This is a genomic window from Glutamicibacter nicotianae, assembly GCF_016907615.1.
In the GTDB taxonomy this organism is placed as follows: Bacteria; Actinomycetota; Actinomycetes; order Actinomycetales; family Micrococcaceae; genus Glutamicibacter; species Glutamicibacter nicotianae.
Window position 1 is genome coordinate 2636801 of record NZ_JAFBCH010000001.1, and the last position, 14484, is coordinate 2651284.

19 protein-coding genes and 1 pseudogene are annotated in these 14484 nt (G+C 58.7%); 3 read left to right on the forward strand and 17 right to left on the reverse strand.

From position 1 onward, the window contains the following. Positions 1–25 precede the first annotated feature (25 nt). From JOE62_RS12535 to truA, 5 genes are all read right to left on the reverse strand, one after another. A complete protein-coding gene (locus JOE62_RS12535) occupies positions 26–1396 on the reverse strand; it encodes a nucleotide sugar dehydrogenase (protein WP_204722619.1) in 1371 nt (456 codons plus the stop codon). 148 nt (positions 1397–1544) lie between these two features. Further along, the gene (glmM, locus tag JOE62_RS12540; protein ID WP_204722620.1) at positions 1545–2891 is read right to left on the reverse strand and encodes a phosphoglucosamine mutase; all 1347 of its coding nucleotides are present in this window, start codon (positions 2889–2891) and stop codon (positions 1545–1547) included. A 169-nt stretch (positions 2892–3060) separates the two neighbouring features. Then, complete coding sequence (rpsI, locus tag JOE62_RS12545) at positions 3061–3561, reverse strand: 30S ribosomal protein S9 (protein ID WP_052253868.1); 501 nt, start codon at positions 3559–3561, stop codon at positions 3061–3063. A gap of 38 nt (positions 3562–3599) precedes the next feature. Then, positions 3600–4043, reverse strand: coding sequence for a 50S ribosomal protein L13 (rplM, locus tag JOE62_RS12550; protein WP_038992172.1), 444 nt, complete (start codon positions 4041–4043; stop codon positions 3600–3602). 324 nt (positions 4044–4367) lie between these two features. Then, entirely contained in the window at positions 4368–5303 is a 936-nt protein-coding gene (truA, locus tag JOE62_RS12555) for a tRNA pseudouridine(38-40) synthase TruA (RefSeq protein WP_083515551.1), read from the reverse strand. Between the two features lie 166 nt (positions 5304–5469). Between truA and JOE62_RS12560 the strand changes: the two genes are divergently transcribed. The 3 genes from JOE62_RS12560 (at position 5470) to JOE62_RS12570 (ending at position 6486) form a co-directional block, all read left to right on the forward strand. Beyond that, complete coding sequence (locus JOE62_RS12560; RefSeq protein ID WP_204722621.1) at positions 5470–5664, forward strand: hypothetical protein; 195 nt, start codon at positions 5470–5472, stop codon at positions 5662–5664. 5 nt (positions 5665–5669) lie between these two features. Beyond that, positions 5670–5921 carry a hypothetical protein gene (locus tag JOE62_RS12565; protein WP_204722622.1) on the forward strand — a complete coding sequence of 84 codons (252 nt, stop codon included), beginning with the start codon at positions 5670–5672 and terminating at the stop codon, positions 5919–5921. 124 nt (positions 5922–6045) lie between these two features. Continuing rightward, a complete protein-coding gene (locus JOE62_RS12570; RefSeq protein WP_204722623.1) occupies positions 6046–6486 on the forward strand; it encodes a hypothetical protein in 441 nt (146 codons plus the stop codon). Positions 6487–6653: 167 nt separating this feature from the next. On the opposite strand, the pseudogene rplQ reads toward JOE62_RS12570, so the two are convergent. The 12 genes and pseudogenes from rplQ to rpsE form a co-directional block, all read right to left on the reverse strand. Then, positions 6654–7094, reverse strand: a pseudogene (rplQ, locus tag JOE62_RS12575) (50S ribosomal protein L17); the annotation flags it as partial. 82 nt (positions 7095–7176) lie between these two features. Beyond that, positions 7177–8178 carry a DNA-directed RNA polymerase subunit alpha gene (locus tag JOE62_RS12580; RefSeq protein WP_038992178.1) on the reverse strand — a complete coding sequence of 334 codons (1002 nt, stop codon included), beginning with the start codon at positions 8176–8178 and terminating at the stop codon, positions 7177–7179. Positions 8179–8347: 169 nt separating this feature from the next. Continuing rightward, positions 8348–8749: a 30S ribosomal protein S11 gene (gene rpsK, locus JOE62_RS12585; RefSeq protein ID WP_038992179.1), complete on the reverse strand. Its 402-nt coding sequence runs from the start codon at positions 8747–8749 to the stop codon at positions 8348–8350. A 43-nt stretch (positions 8750–8792) separates the two neighbouring features. Continuing rightward, positions 8793–9167 carry a 30S ribosomal protein S13 gene (rpsM, locus tag JOE62_RS12590; RefSeq protein WP_022874115.1) on the reverse strand — a complete coding sequence of 125 codons (375 nt, stop codon included), beginning with the start codon at positions 9165–9167 and terminating at the stop codon, positions 8793–8795. A gap of 148 nt (positions 9168–9315) precedes the next feature. Next, complete coding sequence (gene rpmJ, locus JOE62_RS12595) at positions 9316–9429, reverse strand: 50S ribosomal protein L36 (protein ID WP_013349661.1); 114 nt, start codon at positions 9427–9429, stop codon at positions 9316–9318. A gap of 127 nt (positions 9430–9556) precedes the next feature. Continuing rightward, entirely contained in the window at positions 9557–9778 is a 222-nt protein-coding gene (gene infA, locus JOE62_RS12600; protein ID WP_013349662.1) for a translation initiation factor IF-1, read from the reverse strand. Positions 9779–10008: 230 nt separating this feature from the next. Next, positions 10009–10842, reverse strand: a complete 834-nt coding sequence (gene map / locus JOE62_RS12605) for a type I methionyl aminopeptidase (protein WP_128471126.1) — start codon at positions 10840–10842, stop codon at positions 10009–10011. 144 nt (positions 10843–10986) lie between these two features. Continuing rightward, a complete protein-coding gene (locus JOE62_RS12610) occupies positions 10987–11559 on the reverse strand; it encodes an adenylate kinase (protein WP_038992181.1) in 573 nt (190 codons plus the stop codon). Continuing rightward, positions 11556–12860 (reverse strand): preprotein translocase subunit SecY, encoded by a 1305-nt coding sequence (gene secY, locus JOE62_RS12615; RefSeq protein ID WP_038992182.1) that lies wholly within the window; start codon positions 12858–12860, stop codon positions 11556–11558. The genes JOE62_RS12610 and secY overlap by 4 nt, the downstream gene beginning before the upstream one ends. Before the next feature lie 256 nt (positions 12861–13116). Continuing rightward, entirely contained in the window at positions 13117–13569 is a 453-nt protein-coding gene (gene rplO, locus JOE62_RS12620) for a 50S ribosomal protein L15 (RefSeq protein ID WP_038992183.1), read from the reverse strand. 2 nt (positions 13570–13571) lie between these two features. Continuing rightward, positions 13572–13778: a 50S ribosomal protein L30 gene (gene rpmD / locus JOE62_RS12625; protein ID WP_038992184.1), complete on the reverse strand. Its 207-nt coding sequence runs from the start codon at positions 13776–13778 to the stop codon at positions 13572–13574. A 3-nt stretch (positions 13779–13781) separates the two neighbouring features. Next, the gene (gene rpsE, locus JOE62_RS12630) at positions 13782–14459 is read right to left on the reverse strand and encodes a 30S ribosomal protein S5 (protein ID WP_174520608.1); all 678 of its coding nucleotides are present in this window, start codon (positions 14457–14459) and stop codon (positions 13782–13784) included. Positions 14460–14484 lie beyond the last annotated feature (25 nt).

Genomic DNA, 14484 nt, shown 5'->3' on the forward strand with positions numbered 1-14484 from the left:
CCTCTTCCATGTCCGGCTACACCGTTCAGGCCTGCGCCGGAATCGAGGTGGTCGCCGGAGCCATGTTGCCCAGCTCGAAGTACTCTCCCGGGCCGGTGATGGTCCAGCCCTGCTTCCGCCATTCTGGGCGGTCCAGGACATTGCGACCGTCGATTAGCTGCTTGCTTGCAACCACGTCGGCAAGGTCGGACGGGTTCATTTCCCGGAACTCGTTCCATTCGGTCAGCACCAAGGTCAAATCTGCCTTCTGCGCGGCTTCCTTGCAGGAGTCCACATAGTTCAAGCGCGGGAAGCGCCGGGCAGCGTTGGCGTTGCCTTCTGGGTCGTAGACCGAGACTTCAGCGCCTTCGTTGTACAAGCGTACGGCGATATCCAGGGCTGGAGAGTCGCGCACGTCGTCGCTGTCCGGCTTGAAGGTCACGCCGAGTACGCACACTTGCTTGCCTGCCAGCTCGTTGCCGAGCATGTGCGAGGCGAGCGAGACCACGCGGTCACGGCGGCGCAGATTGATCTGGTCGACTTCTGCCAAGAAGCCCATGGTCTGACTCAACCCAAGCTCGCTGACCCGGGCTTGGAGCGCGCGGATGTCCTTCGGCAGGCATCCACCGCCAAACCCCACCCCGGCGTTCAGGAAGCGGCGTCCAATGCGCTTATCGTGCCCAATGGCGTCGGCGAGGACCTTGATGTCGCCACCCACGGTCTCCGTGACTTCGGCAAAAGCATTGATGAAGGAAATCTTGGTAGCCAGGAAGGCGTTGGCCGCGACCTTGACCAGTTCCGCGGTTTCCAGATCCGTGGCGATCTCCGGCGTGTCCAAGGCGAGGATCGGAGCATAGACTTTGCGCAGCAGTTCCAGGCCTCGCCCATCCTGCAATCCATAGACCAGCCGGTCGGGGCGCAGGGTGTCCTGGACAGCAAAACCCTCACGCAGGAATTCTGGATTCCAGGCCAGCGCTATGTCGCTTCCCGGCTTGGCAGATTGGGCAATCTTCTCGCTCAGCCGTCGTGCGGTGCCTACCGGGACGGTGGACTTGCCGACAATCAGCGCTTCGCCGGTGATGTGCTCCAGCAGGGAGTCCACGGAACCATCGACGTAGGAAATGTCTGCGGACTGCGAATCAGCACGCTGCGGCGTTCCCACGGTGATGAAGTGGATATTCGCGCCGGCAGCGACTTCTGCGTAACTGTCGGTGAACCGCAGGCGCCCGGAGGCCACGTGCTTGCGCAGCAGCTCGGGCAGGCCCGGCTCGTGGAAAGGCAGAACACCAGCGGCCAAGGCTTCGAGCTTGGCCCTGTCCACGTCCAGTCCAATGACTTCATAGCCCAGTTCAGCCATGCAGGCGGCATGGGTTGCACCGAGGTAGCCGGTGCCGATCACGCTGATGCGTAGAGTCACGAAAGTCCTTCTCTCCGAGAACGCGAACCCAGATCGGTTCCTACTAGTTAGCATGCCACACCCCCGCAACGTGTTCCGGCATGGAACGCACTGCGGGGGTGTGAGTTTTCTTGATATTTACGTAGTGGTTGCTGGGCAGTTGCAGAGCCTAGAGGGACAGGTGCTCCTTGACCGACTCGGCCAGGGTTTCAGCTTCTGTCTGGGCCTGGTCGTGGGTAGCCGCCTCAACCATGACGCGGACTACAGGCTCGGTACCCGAAGGGCGCAGCAACACTCGACCGGTGGTGCCCAAGCGGGCCTCGGCGGCGGCAACAGCGTCCTGCAGCGGATCGCAGTCCGGAACTCCGGCTTTGTCGACGCCGCGTACATTGATCAGGACCTGCGGCAGGACTGTCAGCACAGCAGCAAGTTCCTTCAAGGTCTTGCCGGTAGCCTTCACACGAGCCGCGATCATCAGGCCGGTCAGGACACCGTCGCCGGTGGTGGCGTGCTTGGAGAAGATCACGTGGCCGGACTGCTCGCCGCCCAGGGAGAAGTCGCCTTCACGCATGCCTTCAAGCACGTAGCGGTCACCCACGCCGGTCTGCTTGACGGTGATGCCTGCAGCTTCCATGGCCAGGGTCAGGCCGAGGTTGCTCATCACGGTGGCAACGAGGGTGTTGTCCTTCAGCTCGCCGCGGTCCTTCATGTCCAGTGCCATGATGGCCATGATCTGGTCGCCGTCAACGATCGTGCCTTCATGGTCAACGGCCAGGCAGCGGTCGGCGTCGCCGTCGTGGGCGATGCCCAAGTCCGCTCCGTGCTCCAGCACAGCGGCCTGCAGCTTCTCCAGGTGGGTGGAGCCGTAGCCGTCATTGATGTTGATGCCATCCGGATCTGCGCCGATGACGATGGTTTCGGCGCCGGCAGCCTTGAAGACCTCCGGGGAGCATCCCGAAGCAGCGCCGTGGGCGCAGTCCAGGACTACCTTCAAGCCGTCGAGCCGGTTAGGCAGTGCCTGCAGCAGGTGCATGATGTAGCGGTCTTCAGCGTCGGCGAAACGCGAGACACGTCCTACTTCGCCGCCGGTTGGGCGTGGCTTTGGCATCTTCAAGCAGGCTTCGATGGCGTCTTCCAACGCATCGTCCAGCTTCTTGCCGCCACGGGCCAAGAACTTAATACCGTTATCCGGAGCCGCGTTGTGCGAGGCGGAAATCATGACGCCGAAGTCAGCGTTCAAGTCCCCTACCAGGAATGCCGCCGCGGGAGTGGGCAGCGTGCCGGCATCCATCACGTCGACGCCGGAGGCAGCCAGGCCGGCCTCGATTGCGGCGGACAGGAAGTCACCGCTGATGCGCGGATCCTTGGCAACCACTGCGACTGGCTTGTAGCCGTCCTCTGGTTGGCTCAAGCCCAGCACCACGGATGCCGCCTGCGCCAGTTCCAGCGCGAGCTCGGGAGTTAACAGTTCGTTTGCTTTTCCTCGGACCCCATCGGTCCCAAATAACCTTGCCATCGCATTCAATCATATGCCCTCTGCATTGATTTAAATGGCTCAAAGCCCCGGAATTACAGTGATATGAGAAAAGTTTAATAGCATTTTGCGTTCCTCGGCGTTAAATGCCCAAGGGCCCTGACATCCTTTGCAGGATGACAGGGCCCTCGGAAAGACCTTGAAGTAAGGTTTAGCGCTTCGAGAACTGCGAAGCCTTGCGTGCCTTCTTCAGACCAGCCTTCTTACGCTCGATGACGCGTGCGTCACGGGTCAGGTAACCGGCCTTCTTCAGGGTGGCGCGGTTAGCGTCGCGGTCGATCTCGTTCAGGGCGCGGGCGATGCCCAGGCGCAGTGCGCCAGCCTGACCGGAGATGCCGCCGCCGTTGATGCGTGCGATAACGTCGTATGCGCCTTCCAGACCCAGAACCTTGAATGGTTCGTTAACATCCTGCTGGTGCAGCTTGTTTGGGAAGAAGTTGTCCAGCTCGCGACCGTTTACGGTCCACTTGCCGGAGCCTGGTACCAGGCGAACGCGGGCGATAGCCTGCTTGCGACGGCCAACAGCTGCACCTGGCACGGTCAGCGGAGCGCGTTCGGTGTCAGCAACAACAGTCGAAGCTGCGGTCTCGGTAGTGTAGGTCGAAGGGGTCTCACCCTCGAATTCAGTGGTTTCTTCAGCGTTCTGAGCCACGATAATCTCCTATTAAGTATTTCTTCTCGGGGCCAGGACTACTGAGCGACCTGGGTGATTTCCAGTGCCTTCGGCGACTGAGCAGCGTGTGGGTGCTCTGCGCCGCGGTATACCTTCAGCTTCGACAGCTGGGCATCCGAAAGCTTGTTCTTAGGCAGCATGCCCTTGATAGCCTTCTCAACAGCCAGTACTGGGTTCTTTTCCAGCAGGTCTGCGTAGTTGATGCTCTTCAGGCCACCTGGGAAACCGGAGTGGCGGTAAGCGCGCTTGTTCAGCAGCTTCTTACCGGTCAGTGCAACCTTGTCTGCATTGATGATGATGACATGGTCGCCCATGTCCATGTGTGCAGCATAGGTTGGCTTGTGCTTGCCGCGCAGCAGGGTTGCGGCCTGGACGGCGAGACGGCCGAGCACTACGTCGGTGGCGTCAATGACATACCACTGACGAGTCTGGTCAGCCGGCTTTGGGGTGTACGTACGCACAGTAATTGCCTTACGTTGATTCGTTTCTGGTCAAACAGTCGCTTGGCTGAAGGCGGTGAGATCCCCCAGTGACAGGCACTGTCGTGTTGTTCTTGTGTTTAGACCAGTACGTCAGGTGAGGACTGATGATAACCGGCCGTCCATATGCTGTTCGCACACCCAGCAGACCAGCGACTATGCAACTAAGCCGTCACGCTTGGGCGTGTAGTGTCGAACGTGGACATACACAACTCATAAAAGTTTAGCGGATTAAAGTGTTTCCGGCCAAAAAAGGATGTATGCCGTGAGCAACAACACCCTTAAGATTCCGGGGCTCAACGCCAATCAGCCTTCCGAGCGGGCCGTATCTACTTCATCATCGGTGCGCAGCGCGCGGGTCCTAAGTGCCCGCTCTGCCAGCTCTCCCGCTTCCGGATAATAGACCTCTTCGAGAACCAGCGCCCGCGGGTGCGAAAGCTTGGTCTTCGAGTCACGGACCATCTGCTCCAGCCGCTGGGCCAAGAAGCCCGGCTGCTCACGCCCGTCCCCCACCATCATTGCAGCGCCAATCAGCGCACGGACCATATTGTGGCAGAAGGCATCGGCTTTCAGGTGCGCCAGCACCAGGCCGTCGGCACCGCGGGTGAAGGAGAATTCCTGCAAGGTGCGAATGGTCGTGGCGTGCGGACGAGGCTTGCAGTAGGACAAGAAGTCATGGCGGCCCAGCACGCTTTGCGCCTCGCGATTCATGGCCTCGACATCGAGCTCTTCGCGGTGCCATGCGGTCAGGTGTCGGGTCAGCGGATCCCAGCGCTGCTGGCCATCGGCGATCCGGTAGGAGTAGCGGCGGGCCAGCGCCGAGAACCGGGCGTCGAAGCCTTCTGGAGCACGCTCGGCTTCATGGACCCACACGGCACCCTCTTGGCGGCCAAGAATGCCATTGATGCGGCGTACGAGCGCTGGGCCGGGAGCCAGGGGCGCCTTGCGCGGCAGACCCGCGTATTCGTCATCGGTCAGGTCGAAATGCACCACCTGGTGACGCGCATGCACGCCTGCGTCGGTGCGGCCGGCGACAACCACTCGCACACGGCGGCGGACCAGCATTTCCAATGCTTCCTCAACCAGCTGCTGCACGCCTAGGACATTGGGCTGGCGTGCCCAACCGCTGTAGGCGGCGCCGTCGTATCCGAGGACCATGCGCATCCGGAGCCACGCTGGTGCGGCAGTGGCCCCCAATGCGTTGGTGCCCATGGGATCGATGCTCTCTGGCTGGATACTCATGCATTCAATTATGCGTAAGGACCTGCGCAACCGTCGAATCAACGGCCGCCTTACGGCCGGTTATCCACAGGCGCAAAAACGCAACTCTCCCCGGAGGTAGCCTGTGTGCATCCAACGTCCTGCCACTTAGGCGGCAAGGCCATCATCACCGTTCTAAGGACTTCCCATGCGAAGGACTACCGCAAGCATCATTGCAGCATCAACCGCCATTGGGCTTTGCTTGAGTGGCTGCAGTTCCGGCCAGCTGAACACCGAGCAGTCATGCAACCTGCTTAATGAATTGGCTATCGAGCAATCGATCGGGGACAAGTGGGGCTGGCATATATGGGCGTTATTGAGCAAGACACGCAACCTGTCGTAGATGCCATGAAAGCCACCATCGGCATCTACCAAGAAGTTTCCGAGCAGACCAGCAATGGGAAACTGCGCACTGCATTGGACTCAGAAATCAGCAGGGTCCAGGACTTCGTCGACCTCATTGAGGGCCGCACTTTCGATGATCCAACGTTCGAGGCAGACCTTGAAGCGACCGCGGTCGATCTGACAGACCAATATTCGGACTATGTGGATCAGGCCTGCGCGATTTCCGGTGAGGAATCCGGCACGGTCGAGCCGTAAAAGCGTTTCGTCCGCAGACCCAAGCACGTCAGGCACCGCGTGCAGTAAATCCTGACTATAGAATAATCAAGTAGTCATCAATGGCTACCCTGCTAGACCAGCGGTTCATCATCTAAGGATCTCCATGTTGAAAAAGTTCGCGGCACCTGCAGCTGCGCTCGCGATTGCTTCCCTAATGCTCACCGGCTGCGGTGATGGAAAAATGTCCACAGAGGACACCTGCGCTTTCATTAGCGACCAGGTAGCCGAACGCGAGCTGCAGAAGAAGGCAGATGATTCCAGCGCAAAACTCATGGCGGGCGATACTTCGGCATACGTTGAGGTCATGCACGAGTTCGATGCCATCTTGGGTGAAGCCGCTGAGAAAACCAAAGACAACAAGCTTGCTGCGTCGTTGAACGCAGCTGCCGGGCAGAACAAGGAAATGGCAGACTTGTTGGCTGAAACAGACGGCACCAATATGATGGAGATTTCGCAAAAAGTCGCCGAGCTCGACACTGCCGAAGCCTCGGAGTCTACTGAATACCTGAATACGGCATGCCCGGACATGGATTCGTTCAGCTAGGAAATTCCACGTTGCGGATGTTCGTGACCCGCCATCTGACGGGCACGCGCTCCGGCAAGCATCGCTGAACAGGCTTAAACAAAAGATTCCCGTTGGCTCCTTGCGGATCCAACGGGACTCTTTTTGCCCTTGCAGGCGAGGGAGCTTCAGCTCGAAGAAGCTTAGGCCTCTTCGGTCTCAGCGGCCTTCTCGGCAGCCTGGGTGGCTTCCTTGACGACAGCCTGCTTTGGCGAAACTGGCTCCATCACGAGCTCGATAACAGCCATAGGAGCGTTGTCGCCCTTGCGGTTGCCGATCTTGGTGATGCGGGTGTAGCCACCCTCGCGGTTTGCCATTGCTGGTGCGATGTTCTCGAACAGTTCGTGAACGATCGACTTGTTGGTGCGCGAACGCGAAGCGATGACGGCCTGGACGCGGCGACGCGAAGCCAGGTCTCCGCGCTTTGCGAAGGTGATCAGGCGCTCTGCGTGTGGACGCAGACGCTTGGCACGGGTCAGAGTGGTGGTGATCTTCTTGTTCTCGAAGAGCTGTGCCGACATGTTAGCGAAAATCAATCGCTCATGTGCTGCACTGCCGCCGAGACGCGGACCCTTGGTAGGGGTAGGCATGGTAGTTCTCCTAGATGAATAACCCGTACTGGACGAATCTGTCGTCCAGTCGGATGAAGTAGTGTGTCGCTAGACGCGGGTCTTACAGACCTTCGTCGTATTCGTCGCCATCGTCGATGGCGCTACGAGCGGCCAGATCGAAGCCTGGAGGGGAATCCTTCAGGGCCAGACCCAGTTCAACCAGCTTGGCCTTGACTTCGTCAATGGACTTTGCACCGAAGTTGCGGATGTCCATCAAGTCGGCCTCGGAGCGGGTAACGAGTTCACCCACGGAGTGGATGCCCTCACGCTTCAAGCAGTTGTACGAACGAACGGTGAGTTCCAGATCCTCGATCGGCAGCGCCATGTCAGCAGCCATGGCTGCATCGGTTGGCGATGGACCGATTTCGATACCTTCAGCCTGAGTGTTCAGTTCGCGGAACAAACCGAACAGCTCAACCAGGGTGGTACCTGCGGATGCAACTGCATCGCGCGGGGTGATCGATTCCTTGGTCTCCACGTCAACGATCAGGCGATCGAAGTCGGTGCGCTGCTCAACACGGGTTGCTTCCACGCGGAAGGTCACCTTCAGAACTGGGGAGTAGATCGAATCAACTGGGATTCGGCCAATCTCGCCATCAATGTTCTTGTTCTGAGCGGCAGACACGTAGCCACGGCCGCGCTCAATGGTCAGTTCCATGTCGAACTTGCCATTGGCGTTGAGGGTGGCGATGTGCAGATCAGGGTTGTGGAACTCCACACCTGCTGGAGGGGTGATGTCCGCTGCAGTAACGATGCCAGGGCCCTGCTTGCGCAGGTAGGCAACGACTGGCTCGTCGTGCTCGGAAGACACCGACAGGTTCTTGATGTTCAAGACCAGTTCGGTGACGTCTTCCTTGACACCGGCTACGGTGGTGAACTCGTGCAGTACACCGTCAATTCGAATGCTGGTGACGGAAGCACCAGGAATCGAAGAGAGCAGGGTACGGCGGAGCGAGTTACCAAGGGTGTAGCCAAAGCCTGGCTCCAGTGGTTCGATAACGAACCGGGAGCGGTTTTCGGCAACTACTTCTTCGGTCAGGGTTGGGCGCTGCGTAATGAGCACTTACATTTCCTTTCAGCGAGCGTCCGCTATATGACGCCTCACGGGGGTGGAAACGACGGTAGCCTGAGGTGGCCGTTCGTCTTTTGCAGGCTAATAAGTCCAAGATAGTCACCGGAGCACCAACGAGTGAATGCTTCGGTGACTTCTTAGGCTAAGCCTAGCGAATCAATTAGACGCGGCGACGCTTCGATGGGCGGCAACCGTTGTGAGCGCTTGGGGAAACATCCTGGATGGATCCAACCTCAAGGCCAGCAGCCTGCAGCGAACGGATCGCGGTTTCGCGTCCCGAGCCTGGGCCCTTGACGAAAACGTCAACCTTGCGCATGCCATGCTCCTGAGCGCGCTTTGCAGCGGACTCGGCAGCCATCTGGGCAGCGTATGGGGTCGACTTGCGCGAACCCTTCATGCCTACCTCGCCAGCCGAAGCCCACGAGATCACAGCGCCAGTCGGATCGGTGATCGATACGATGGTGTTGTTGAAGGTGCTCTTGATATGCGCCTGTCCCTGCGCAATATTCTTTTTGTCCTTGCGACGCGGCTTACGTACCGCTCCACGAGTCTTTGGGGGCATTTCTTCTCCTACGAAAAAAGTATTTGAACTAGATCGCTAAGATTTAGCGAGTCTTCTTCTTACCGGCGACGGTACGCTTCGGGCCCTTGCGGGTACGTGCGTTGGTCTTGGTGCGCTGACCGCGGACCGGCAGGCCCTTACGGTGACGAATACCTTCGTAGGATCCGATCTCTACCTTGCGGCGAATGTCGGCCTGAACCTCGCGGCGCAGGTCACCTTCTACCTTGTAGGTGCCTTCGACGAAGTCGCGCAGCTGCACGAGCTGGTCATCGGTGAGATCCTTGACGCGAGTGTCCGGGTTGATACCGGTCGCTGCGATGGTCTCTTCTGCACGGGTCTTGCCAACGCCGTAGATGTAAGTCAGCGCGATGATTACGCGCTTCTCGCGTGGAATATCCACGCCTGCTAAACGAGCCAAGTGGCTACCTTTCAACGAACGGAGGTCTGGAGCAGCATCTTCCGTGATTGCTCACGGCCCCGGCCTCCGAATCCGGGGGTGCACCAGAACTTCCGTCCTGGCTGATACTGCCTAATTGACTACGCGTGGGAATCCCGTAAGAACGGAATTAGCCCTGACGCTGCTTGTGGCGTGGGTTCTCGCAGATCACCATGACCACGCCGTTACGACGGATCACCTTGCACTTGTCGCAGATCGGCTTCACGCTAGGGTTAACCTTCAAGGCTTTGTCCTTTTGCGGTTGCAGTTAAATGTGGAGCAGTAAATAGCTTCGCCCAAGAACAATCATCCAGCGGTTGTTGCGCATGACTGCGCTTTGGCCTGCTGGGAATGTCTTGGGTTGTGCAGATTTACTTGTAGCGGTAGACGATGCGACCTCGGTTGAGGTCGTATGGGCTCATTTCAACCTGCACTCGGTCCTCTGGGAGGATTCGAATGTAGTGCTGACGCATCTTACCCGAGATAGTGGCGAGCACTACGTGTCCATTTGGCAGCTCCACGCGGAACATCGCGTTCGGCAGTGCCTCCGAGACGGTGCCCTCTACCTGGATGACGCCTTCCTTCTTGCCCATTTTCCCCGCTAACTTTTTTTGTTGGCATTTTCCACCAACAAGTAATTGGTTCCGGCTCTTGATCCCTGTGCCGAAAACCTAAGGGTTTTAGGCGCAATTAAATCAAGAACCAACAAACAACGATACGGCATTAGTTCTCGCAGTGCCAATCGTTCATCGATATTTAAAATGTTAGATCCAGCACGCCACAACGCGGTAGCGTACTGGATCCCATGGTTTCCGGTGTGGCGTTAGCCCTGGATCGGCGATGGGGTCACGCCGAATGGAGCCAGGCCCGCCGCTCCCCCGTCGTGAGCGGTCAATACCCAGATGCCGCCCATGTGGAAGGCTACGGTGTGCTCCCACTGCGAGGCGTTGGACTTGTCGTTGGTGACTACCGTCCAGTCATCTTCCAGCACGGAGGTCTCGATGCCGCCGCGTACGAGCATTGGCTCAATGGCCAAGCACATACCTGGCTTGATCCGTGGGCCGCGGTGCCCGGAGTTGTAGTTCAGCACGTCCGGTGCCATGTGCATCTGCGAGCCGATGCCGTGGCCGCAGTAGTCTTCGAGGATGCCAAGCTCGTCGCCTGGCTGGCTGGTGACGTAGTCATCGATGGCCTGCCCGATCTGGCCGACGAAGCGTGCGTTGGCAGCGGCAGCAATGCCGGCCCACATGGCCTGCTCGGTGATATCGCTCAGGCGCTGGTCAGCCGGGTCGATGTTTTCCCCGACCAGAACGGTGCGGGCCGAGTCGGCGTGCCAGCCCTCCACGACGGCGCCGCCATCGATCTTCAGCACATCGCCGTCCTTCAGCTCGTAGTCGGACGGGAAGCCGTGGACTACCTCATGGTTGACCGACGCGCAGATGTTGGCCGGGAAACCGTGGTAGCCGAGGAAGTTGCTGGTTGCGTTGTGGCGTTCCAGCACCTTGCCGAAAACCTCGTTGATAGCTTCGGTCCGCACGCCCGGGCGGGCCATCGCGACAGCTTCGTCCAGTGCTTCAGCCAGAACCAACCCGGCCTTGCGCATTTTCAAGATCTCGGAGTTGGACTTGTACTCGATTTTCGGCTGTCCTAATGCCAATGTGATTCCCCTGCCTTAAAGTGTGTTGTCCCGCCCTGTGCCGTTGCCGGCATCTGCAAGGTCCATCAATGCAAAAAGTGCGCAGGGACCGGGCTGCAACATCCATTGTTGCTGCACGGTCCCTGCGCGTTGTAACGCTTGTGTCTAGGCGTTGACGTTCAACGCCGCAAGAACACGTTCGGTGACTTCGTCGATAGCGCCCAGGCCGTCGACCTTGCGCACGATACCGCGTTCCTCGTAGCGCTCTACAACGACGCGAGTCTCTTCGTTGTACAGGCTCAGGCGGTGGCGGATGACCTCTTCGGTGTCATCGGCGCGGCCTTCGATTTCGGCACGCTTCAGCAGGCGGGCAACCAGCTCGTCATCATCGGCGGTCAGCTGCAGCACTGCGTCCAGGGCGATGCCCTTGTTGGCCAGCATCGCATCAAGTGCATCGACCTGCGCACTGGTGCGCGGGTAGCCGTCCAGCAGGAAGCCGTTGGCTACGTCGTCCTGGTTCAGGCGGTCTTCAACCATGTTGTTGGTGACCGAATCAGGGACGAAGTCCCCGTTGTCAATGTACTTGCTGGCTTCGAGGCCCAGCGGGGTGCCGCCCTTGACGTTGGCACGGAAGATGTCACCGGTCGAGATGGCAACAATGTCCAAGCGCTCGGAGATCTTTACGGCCTGGGTGCCTTTGCCGGCACCGGGAGGTCCAATAATTAGCAGTCGACTCATCGCAGAAGCCCTTCATAGTTCCGTTGCTGCATTTGAGCATTGATTTGCTTGACGGTTTCCAAACCCACACCAACCATAATCAGGATCGATGTACCGCCAAATGGGAAGCTTTGATCAGCGTTGAACAGCACGAAGGCAATCAGTGGAATCAACGCAACGAACGCTAGATACAGGGCACCCGGGAAGGTAATACGGGAAATCACGTACTGCAGGTACTGCGCGGTCGGACGACCTGCGCGAATGCCCGGGATGAATCCGCCGTACTTCTTCATGTTGTCTGCGACCTCTTCAGGGTTGAAGGTAATCGCAACGTAGAAGTAGGTGAAGCCGATGATCAGCAGGGTGTACACCAGCATGTACCACGGCGAGGACGTCGCCGAGTGCTCCTGCAGCCACATCGCCCACTCGGGCAGGGTGCCGTCGTCGTTCTGGTTGAACTGAACGATCATCTGCGGAAGCGCCAGGATGGAGCTGGCGAAGATCACTGGGATCACGTTCGCCATGTTCAGCTTCAGTGGAATATACGTGGAGGTGCCGCCCACGGTACGGCGTCCCACAGTGCGCTTGGCGTACTGCACCGGGACACGGCGCTGGGACTGCTCAACGAAGACCACCAGGGCCACAATCAGCAGGCCCACCAGCAGCACGCCGATGAAGGTCATGATGCCCTGCGCCTGGAAGATCGCGCCCATCGACGATGGGAAGCCCGAAGCGATGGAGATGAAGATCAAAATGGACATGCCGTTGCCGATGCCGCGTTCGGTGATCAGCTCGCCCATCCACATGATCAGGCCGGTGCCTGCCGTCAGGGTGATAATCATCAGCAAGATGACGATCAGCGAGTCATCCGGGATCAGCGGAAGGGTGCAGCTTGGGAACAGGCTGCCGGTACGCGCCAGGGTGACCAAGGTGGTTCCCTGCAGCAGTGCCAGGGCGATGGTCAGGTAACGCGTGTACTGCGTCATCTTGGCCTGGCCGGCTTGGCCTTCCTTGTGCAGTGCCTCGAAGTGCGGGATCACCACACGCAACAACTGGACAATAATTGCCGCAGTAATATACGGCATGATTCCCATTGCGAAAACCGATACCTGCAACAGGGCTCCGCCGCTGAACAGGTTCACGAATGAATAAAGTCCACCGGTGGTTTCACCCATTGCCAGACACTGCTGAACGTTGCTGTAATCAATGCCCGGTGCGGGAATGAATACGCCGACACGATAGATCGCAATGATCCCAAGCGTGAACAGCAACTTGTTACGCAGATCAGGCGTCCGAAAAACTCGGGCTATGGCGCTGAACAAGCGTCCTCCTGAAGTAAGTGCTTGAGTCTGGGGAAGAGATTCTTCCCAGATCTAACGATTCTAGCGGTCAGTTAGGCAATCCTGCCAAATGCGCCACACGAAAAGCTCAGGAATGTTTGCAGAATTGGAACTAAACCGACTAATCAGCCAAGCAATTATTAGAAATCTTAGAATGTTTCGCCGAGAGGAAAAGAAAGTCCCGGTTCGCGTTGATTGCTCAACCCGAACCGGGACTATTCAAAGGCTTGACCCTGGATTAGAGGGTGTTTGCCGAGCCGCCAGCAGCAGCAATCTTCTCGGCTGCGGAAGTCGAGAAGGCGTCAACCTTCACGTCAACCTTGACCGTGATGTCGCCGGTGCCCAGGACCTTGACAGGCTGGTTCTTGCGAACGGCGCCCTTGGCAACCAGTGCCTCGACGGTGACTTCGCCACCTTCTGGGAACAGCTCCGAGATCTTGTCCAGGTTTACAACCTGGAACTCGACGCGGAATGGGTTCTTGAAGCCGCGCAGCTTTGGCAGACGCATGTGCAGCGGAAGCTGACCACCTGCGAAGCCTGCCTTCACCTGGTAACGAGCCTTGGTACCCTTGGTACCGCGACCTGCGGTCTTGCCCTTCGAGCCTTCACCGCGACCCACGCGGGTCTTAGCGGTCTTGGCACCCTCAGCTGGGCGCAGGTGGTGAACCTTAAGTGCTTTTTCTTCAGCCATCTCTACTTCGCCTCCTCGACCTTCAGCAGGTGTGGGACCTTGTTGACCATGCCAACAGTCACAGGATCGGCGGTGCGGACAACGGTGTGACCGATGCGCTTCAGACCCAGCGAGCGAACAACGTCGCGCTGGCCCTGGTTACCACCAATGATGGACTTGACCTGGGTGATTGCCAGCTTGGCGTCGCTTGGAACAATGTTCTTAGCCATTGATTAAGCACCTGCCTTCTGGGACTGGATGTGACGCAGCATTGCTGCTGGTGCAACCTCGTCCAGCGGAAGACCGCGGCGAGCAGCAACAGCCTGAGGCTCTTCCAGAGCCTTCAGTGCAGCAATGGTGCCCTGAACGATGTTGATCTGGTTCTGCGAACCCATCGACTTCGACAGGATGTCGTGGATGCCTGCGCACTCCAACACGGCGCGCACTGGACCGCCGGCGATAACACCGGTACCAGGAGCTGCTGGGCGGAGCAAGACGACGCCAGCGGCGGCCTCACCCTTGACCAGGTGTGGAATGGTGGTGCCAACGCGTGGAACGCGGAAGAAGGACTTCTTAGCCTCTTCAACGCCCTTGGCGATAGCAGCAGGAACTTCCTTGGCCTTACCGTAGCCAACGCCAACCAGACCGTTGCCGTCGCCAACGACCACAAGTGCGGTGAAGCTGAAGCGACGACCACCCTTGACGACCTTGGAGACGCGGTTGATAGCTACAACGCGCTCAAGGAACTTGTCCTTGTCTTCGTTGCGGTTATCCTTCTGGTCGCGACCACGACCGCGGCCTTCGCCACGTCCACGGCCTTCACCACGACCGCGGCCTTCGCCGCGACGGGATCCTGCGTTCTCGGTAGCGGGAGCCGATGCAGTCTCGACTGCTTCAGTAGCTTCAGACACCTGAGTTTCCTTCTTGTTAGTTGCT

What these genes read in the sequence shown, in the direction of transcription:
- glmM (WP_204722620.1), bottom strand. Translation starts at nt 2,891, where the DNA reads ATGGCAAGGTTATTTGGGACCGATGGGGTCCGAGGAAAAGCAAACGAA.
- truA (WP_083515551.1), bottom strand. Translation starts at nt 5,303, where the DNA reads ATGAGTATCCAGCCAGAGAGCATCGATCCCATGGGCACCAACGCATTG.
- JOE62_RS12560 (WP_204722621.1), top strand. Translation starts at nt 5,470, where the DNA reads ATGCGAAGGACTACCGCAAGCATCATTGCAGCATCAACCGCCATTGGG.
- JOE62_RS12565 (WP_204722622.1), top strand. Translation starts at nt 5,670, where the DNA reads ATGAAAGCCACCATCGGCATCTACCAAGAAGTTTCCGAGCAGACCAGC.
- JOE62_RS12570 (WP_204722623.1), top strand. Translation starts at nt 6,046, where the DNA reads ATGTTGAAAAAGTTCGCGGCACCTGCAGCTGCGCTCGCGATTGCTTCC.
- rpsK (WP_038992179.1), bottom strand. Translation starts at nt 8,749, where the DNA reads ATGCCCCCAAAGACTCGTGGAGCGGTACGTAAGCCGCGTCGCAAGGAC.
- infA (WP_013349662.1), bottom strand. Translation starts at nt 9,778, where the DNA reads ATGGGCAAGAAGGAAGGCGTCATCCAGGTAGAGGGCACCGTCTCGGAG.
- JOE62_RS12610 (WP_038992181.1), bottom strand. Translation starts at nt 11,559, where the DNA reads ATGAGTCGACTGCTAATTATTGGACCTCCCGGTGCCGGCAAAGGCACC.
- rplO (WP_038992183.1), bottom strand. Translation starts at nt 13,569, where the DNA reads ATGGCTGAAGAAAAAGCACTTAAGGTTCACCACCTGCGCCCAGCTGAG.
- rpmD (WP_038992184.1), bottom strand. Translation starts at nt 13,778, where the DNA reads ATGGCTAAGAACATTGTTCCAAGCGACGCCAAGCTGGCAATCACCCAG.